Raw genomic sequence first — 6,121 nt, forward strand, 5'->3', positions numbered from 1 at the left:
CGGGCACGCCGGCAAACGCTCCCGAAAGCTCGGCGACTCCGGACACCCCGGCACCGACGGCCGAATTGGTCACCTCGTCCGCGCGGGTGCCGAACGCCACGGCGACCTACTGACGAAAGCCGAAGCGCAAGCTGCTGGAAATGACAGTGCCCCGGTGGCCCATCGGAATCGATGGGCCACCGGGGCACTTTTGTTCGCTCTCGCGGGCCTTTTCTAGCCGCGGGTGAGGCGACGGTGGGTCACGCGGTGCGGGCGTGCCGCCTCCTGGCCGAGGCGCTCGACCTTATTAGCCTCGTAGCCTTCGAAGTTACCTTCGTACCAGTACCACTGGCCCTCTTCGACGTTGCCTTCCCACGCGAGAATGTGGGTACAGGTGCGGTCGAGGAACCAGCGGTCGTGGGAGATGACCACGGCACAGCCCGGGAATTCGGTGAGCGCATTCTCCAGCGAGCTGAGGGTCTCGACGTCGAGGTCGTTTGTCGGCTCATCGAGGAGGATCAGGTTGCCGCCCTCCTTGAGCGTGAGCGCGAGGTTGAGGCGGTTGCGCTCACCACCGGAGAGAACGCCGGCCTTCTTCTGCTGATCCGGGCCCTTGAACCCGAACGCGGAGACGTAGGCGCGGGACGGCATCTCGTTCTGGCCGACCTCGATGTAGTCGTTGCCCTCGGAGACGATCTCCCACACCGACTTTTCCGAGTCGATGTTCGCGCGGCCCTGGTCGACGTAGCTGAGCTTGACGGTGTCGCCGACCTTGACCGTGCCGGCGTCCGGCTCCTCGAGCCCGACGATTGTCTTGAACAGCGTCGTCTTACCGACACCGTTCGGGCCGATCACGCCGACGATGCCGTTACGCGGAAGCGTGAACGACAGGTCCTTGATGAGCACGCGCCCATCGAAGCCCTTTTCAAGCTTGTCCACCTCGACGACAACGTTGCCCAGGCGCGGCGGGGTCGGAATCTGGATTTCTTCGAAGTCCAGCTTCTTCATCTTCTCGGCCTCGGCAGCCATCTCCTCGTACTTCGCCAGACGCGCCTTCGACTTGGTCTGGCGGGCCTTCGCGCCCGAGCGCACCCACTCGAGCTCGTCCTTGAGGCGCTTCTGCAGCTTCTGGTCCTTCTTGCCCTGCACCTCAAGGCGTTCGGCCTTCTTCTCCAGGTAAGTGGAGTAGTTGCCCTCGTACGGGTGCAGCTGGCCGCGGTCGACCTCACAGATCCACTGTGCGACGTGGTCGAGGAAGTAGCGGTCGTGTGTCACGGCCAGGACGGCGCCCGGGTAGTTCGCGAGGTGCTGCTCGAGCCACAGCACGGACTCTGCGTCCAGGTGGTTGGTGGGCTCATCGAGGAGCAGCAGATCCGGCTTCGACAGCAGCAGGCGGCACAGCGCGACACGGCGGCGCTCACCACCGGAAAGGTGCGTGACCGCCGAATCGCCCGGCGGGCAACGCAGCGCGTCCATCGCCTGCTCGATCTGGGAATCGATATCCCACGCATCGACGGCGTCGAGGTCCTCCTGGAGCTTGCCCATCTCCTCCATGAGTTCGTCGGTGTAGTCGGTCGCCATCTCCTCGGCGACCTCGTTGTACCGACGGAGCTTGGTCATCGTGTCGCCGAAGCCCTCTTCGACGTTCTCCTTGACCGTCTTGTCCTCGTCGAGCGGCGGCTCCTGCAGGAGGATCCCGACGGTTGCCTCGGGATCGAGGAAAGCCTCGCCATTAGACGGCTGGTCGATGCCGGCCATGATCTTGAGGATCGAGGACTTACCGGCGCCGTTCGGACCGACCACACCAATCTTGGCCCCCGGGTAGAAGGCCATCGTCACATCGTCAAGGATCACCTTGTCGCCGTGCGCCTTGCGCACCTTCTTCATGGTGTAGATAAATTCAGCCATTGCACCCTCTACAAGCTGCGAGTTTCGGATTCACATGTCGTTTCGTAGGCGCACAACTCGGTGCGCAACTACGCCCATCGTACGTGCTTCCCCGAAAAACCCGTGGTGAGAGGTCGCCGGACCCGTCCGCACGGCCCGGCGCCCCCGCGCCTGCTGCTAAGCAGGAATGTCAGAACGGCGTCTCCCCCGAATCCATTGGGTCCCCGCCCGCGCTCGCCGCGGCGTACTGCGGCCGCTCGGACGCGCCGGAGTCCTGCGCCTCCGTAGAGAGGGCGGTCGGCGTGGCGGGCGCGGCGTCCGACGTCATGGGCGAGGTGTGTGTCTGTTCGGTGGCCGCGGAGGTGGAGGCGTCTGGCGCACCGACGGGGTCCTCGGCGGAGCCCTCGGAGGCGTTCGCCCCGGATTCTCCCTGCGGCGCCTCGCTGCCCTCTGCGCGGGATCCGTTGTAGTTTCGCACCGTTTCCACCGATGCGAGGTCGACCGCGAGGTGCTGGGCGCGCAGCTCGGTGTAGCTGCGGCGTTGGCCTTCTTTTTCGTAGTTGCGGCTCACGAGCGTGCCCATCGCGACGACCATCTGACCGCGCAATGCGACGGCGGCTGCACGCCGTGCGAGGCCATCCCAGCAGCTCACGGTCACGTAGAAAGTGTCCTTATCGTTCCACGTGTTGGTGGCCGGATCGAACTGGCGCTCGTTGGCGGCGAGGCGAAAGTTGAGCACGGCGTCCCCGCCGGCGGTGTTGTTGATGGGATAGGAGGCGATGACGCGGCCGCGGACGGTGGCGTGGGTGCGGTTGACGATCATTGTTCGTCGTTCCTTCTCGGTCGGGCCCCTTCAGGGCGAGGGACCAACCCGAGATCGGGTCGGTCCTCTCCGACTCTGGCAAGAAGGCACGCGCGAGACGGCCCCGTAGGTTGCAACGAAATCAACCGCTGTGGATTTCGATTCGCCCTGTGAATTACTCCTGTTTGGCCAGCGTGAGCGTTATTTTCCGCTCCGTGATTCCTCGTCCATCTCGCGCAGCATCTCGTTGTAGGCGCGCAGCTCGGCATCGTCGTCGCGATCGGCCTTGCGCTCGGCGCGGCGGGCGTCGCGCGAATCCGCGCTGTACCACTGGAAGGCCAGCGCGATCATCACCACGAACAGCGGGATCTCGCCGAAGCCCCAGGCGATGCCGCCGCCCTCCTTCTGGTCGGCGAGCAGATCAGGCACCCACGGCAACTCGAGGCCGCCGTACCAGTCGGGCGCGAGCACCTCGCCGGTGAGCATGAGCATGATCCCGAAGAACGCGTGGAACGGTAGCGAGCCGAGAAGCGTGAGAAGTTTGAACAGCGGGGAAAAATCGTGCGGCGAGTTATCCACGCCGATGATCGACCAGTAGAACAGGTACCCCGAGATGAGGAAGTGCACGTTCATGAACACGTGCCCGAAGTGGTCCCCCGCCAAGGTGGGGTAGAAACCGCCGAAATATACGAGGTAGAAGCCGAGCACGAACTGGATCGAGGCGACCACGGGGTGGGTGAGGAACCACGAGATCGGGTTGTGGATGAACTCGAGGATCCACTCGCGCGGCCCGGGCGGGTTTCCGCGACCGGCGGGACGAAGCGCCCGCAGCGCCAGCGTGAGCGGACCGCCGAGCGCCCAGAACACCGGCACCATCATCGACAGCAGCATGTGCGCGACCATGTGCAGCGAGAACTGCCCCATCATGTACATGCCCAGGCCCGAGCTGGTGGTGAGGAACAGCAGCACCGAGCCCGCCATCCAGAAGACCGTGCGCGAGACCGGCCACGAGTCCCCTCGCCGCTTCAACACGATAAGGCCCCACGAGTACAGCAGAATCGCCGCCACGGAGACCGTTCCGAGGATCAGGTCGAAGCGCCAGTTCGTGATGAGCGTGAGCAGCGTCGGGTCACCGGGAAGTTCGAAGCCGAGCAGCGCCTCCTGCACGGTGGGGATCGACGGCGGCGGGGGCGGCGGTGTCCGGCCGAGGGACACGGCGACGGCAAAGGTCGCGGCCATCACAGCCGTTTCCACGCCGGCGAAGGCCCAGACCCGCGCGCGGGAGATCGGCGCGTCCGACGTCATGGGCGATGACGCCGCGCTGTCCGGGTGCGCGGAGCCGAGCCAGAGTTTCGGCAGCACGGACACGCCGAGGAGACGGCGGCGGATGCCGATCGCGAGCACGGCGATGACCACGATGAGAACCGCCTTGGCGATGATCAGCCTGCCGTAGGTCGTGGAGAACAGGTCCCCGGGCTGGATGCGCACCAGCGCGTTGATCACGCCGGAGGCCGCGACCACGAACAGCGCGACAGTGGCAACCGCGCTATGACGTCGGAGAGCGAGGCGCATCCGGGCATCCCCGCGCAGCGCGTGCAGCACGATCGCGGCGAGCCCGCCCATCCAGAGGGCCGCGCCGACGAGGTGCAGGACCAGGGAGTTCGTCGCCATATCGTGTGCGCCCGAGGACGCCGCGTGCCCGGTCGCGGCGATCGGCAGGAGCGCCGCCATCGACAACGCGAGCCAGATGACCGACCAGCGCCACGTGAGGGTCAGCCGCTGGCCGATCGCCGCGACGATCGCGATGATTGCCGCCCAGCGCCACGACGAGGCGACATCGACCGAGGAGATCGCGAGCAGCCACTGGTCCGGGGACAGCGAGTCGGTGAGCTTTTGCCCGGACACGTCGGACAGGGTGAGCGGGATGAGCATCGCCGCACACACCGCCCACACGGCGTTGGCCATCGAGGCCCAGTGCTGTGAGCGGTAGCCGGCGACGTCGAGCGTGCCGTCTTTCTGCGGTGGCGTGTAGAAGGTCGCGAAGACCGACAGCCCCACGGCGAGGGCGCAGAAAACCTCGGCCGCCGATCGCACGATGGGCAGCCCGTACGAGGTAAGCGGGCCGGGGTCGGGGATACCGAGCAGATCCAATGCCGCGCTGGTGGACAAGCCGCTCAGTGGGCCGGCGACAGCGGCGACGACCACCACGAGGAGGGCGATATATCCGAGGAGGGGTGGGCCAGCGGGCCGCCGGGTCACGCCGACGCGAGATGTCATAGGTCCATAATATGGAGGTGGGCAAATCGGCCCCGTACGTTAAGATTCCCTCGGTGCCCTCGGGGAGCGTCTCGCTTCCGCCGGTACCCAGCCTCCGTAGCTCAGTGGATAGAGCAGTCGGTTTCTACCCGATTGGTCAGGGGTTCGAATCCTCTCGGGGGCACGCACTTTTTGCCGCAACGCTCGAAGGATCACTATGGCTCTGCCGATGCCCACCGCCCACAGCCGCGCCGTGGTGACGGGCGCGTCCTCCGGAATCGGGATGGCGTTCGCCCGCGAGCTCGCGACCCGCGGATACAACCTCGTCCTCGTCGCGCGCCGCGAACAGATTCTCAACGAGCTCGCTGACGAGCTGCGCTCGCGCACGGGTGTCGAGGTGGACGTGCGCGCCTGCGACCTGTCCAAGCCGGGCAAGCGCGCGCCGCTGCTGGCGGAGCTGGAGAACACCGAGGTCTCGATTCTGTGCAATAACGCAGGAATCGCGACTTTCGGCCCGGTGTCGGGCCTCGACTTCGATTACGAGCGGGACCAGGTCCAGCTCAACGCGGTCGCCGCGCACGAGCTGATTCTCGCGGTGCTGCCGGGGATGCTCGAGCGCCGCTCGGGTGGAATCCTCAACGTCGGCTCGGCCGCCGGCAACACCGCGATCCCGAACAACGCGACCTACGCCGCGTCGAAGGCGTTCCTCAACACGTTCTCGGAGTCGCTGCGCGGGGAGGTCAAGAAGCAGGGAGTGAACGTGACATTGCTCGCTCCGGGGCCAGTGCGCACCGAGGAGATCGCCGAGGCTGATAAGACGTTCGTCGACCGGATCGTGCCCGACAGCTTCTGGGTCGATACGACGTACACCGCGCGTCTGTCGATCGATGCGCTCGCGCGCAACAAGATGCGGGTGGTGCCCGGGCCGATCGGGCAGACGATGTCGCTGGCCACGAACTTTTTGCCTCGCCGTTTGGTGTCGCCGCTCGCGGGCAAGGCCTATGCGAAGCTCGGCGAGGGATCGGCAGATGCGGCGAGTTCTGGCGACGCGGGCAACTCGGCTTCGACACCCGACTCCTCCGCGTAGGTCGGGATTGCGGGGCCGTTCCTGGCTGCGGCGCTGGGCATCAAGCCAGGCCAATCCGTACGAAAATTCAACGGGGCCTACTCAAATCCCGCTCGACCCGGCAAAATACG

The 6,121-nt window shown here is 66.0% G+C and carries 4 protein-coding genes and 1 tRNA gene; 2 read left to right on the plus strand and 3 right to left on the minus strand.

Features of this window, described 5'->3' with window-relative positions:
• Window positions 1-213: 213 nt before the first annotated feature.
• The 3 genes from ettA to K8V11_RS09155 form a co-directional block, all read right to left on the minus strand.
• Entirely contained in the window at window positions 214-1,887 is a 1,674-nt protein-coding gene (gene ettA, locus K8V11_RS09145; RefSeq protein ID WP_303913032.1) for an energy-dependent translational throttle protein EttA, read from the minus strand.
• A gap of 169 nt (window positions 1,888-2,056) precedes the next feature.
• Window positions 2,057-2,689, minus strand: coding sequence for a single-stranded DNA-binding protein (locus K8V11_RS09150; protein ID WP_303913035.1), 633 nt, complete (start codon window positions 2,687-2,689; stop codon window positions 2,057-2,059).
• A gap of 180 nt (window positions 2,690-2,869) precedes the next feature.
• The gene (locus K8V11_RS09155; RefSeq protein ID WP_303913039.1) at window positions 2,870-4,945 is read right to left on the minus strand and encodes a cytochrome c oxidase assembly protein; all 2,076 of its coding nucleotides are present in this window, start codon (window positions 4,943-4,945) and stop codon (window positions 2,870-2,872) included.
• A gap of 90 nt (window positions 4,946-5,035) precedes the next feature.
• On the opposite strand from K8V11_RS09155, the gene K8V11_RS09160 reads away from it, so the two are divergent.
• Both K8V11_RS09160 and cmrA read left to right on the plus strand, forming a co-directional pair.
• A tRNA-Arg gene (locus tag K8V11_RS09160) sits at window positions 5,036-5,108 on the plus strand.
• Between the two features lie 33 nt (window positions 5,109-5,141).
• The gene (gene cmrA, locus K8V11_RS09165; protein ID WP_303913042.1) at window positions 5,142-6,011 is read left to right on the plus strand and encodes a mycolate reductase; all 870 of its coding nucleotides are present in this window, start codon (window positions 5,142-5,144) and stop codon (window positions 6,009-6,011) included.
• The last annotated feature ends 110 nt before the right edge of the window (window positions 6,012-6,121 follow it).

Source organism: Dietzia timorensis (assembly GCF_020742175.1).
GTDB classification, from domain to species: Bacteria; Actinomycetota; Actinomycetes; order Mycobacteriales; family Mycobacteriaceae; genus Dietzia; species Dietzia timorensis_A.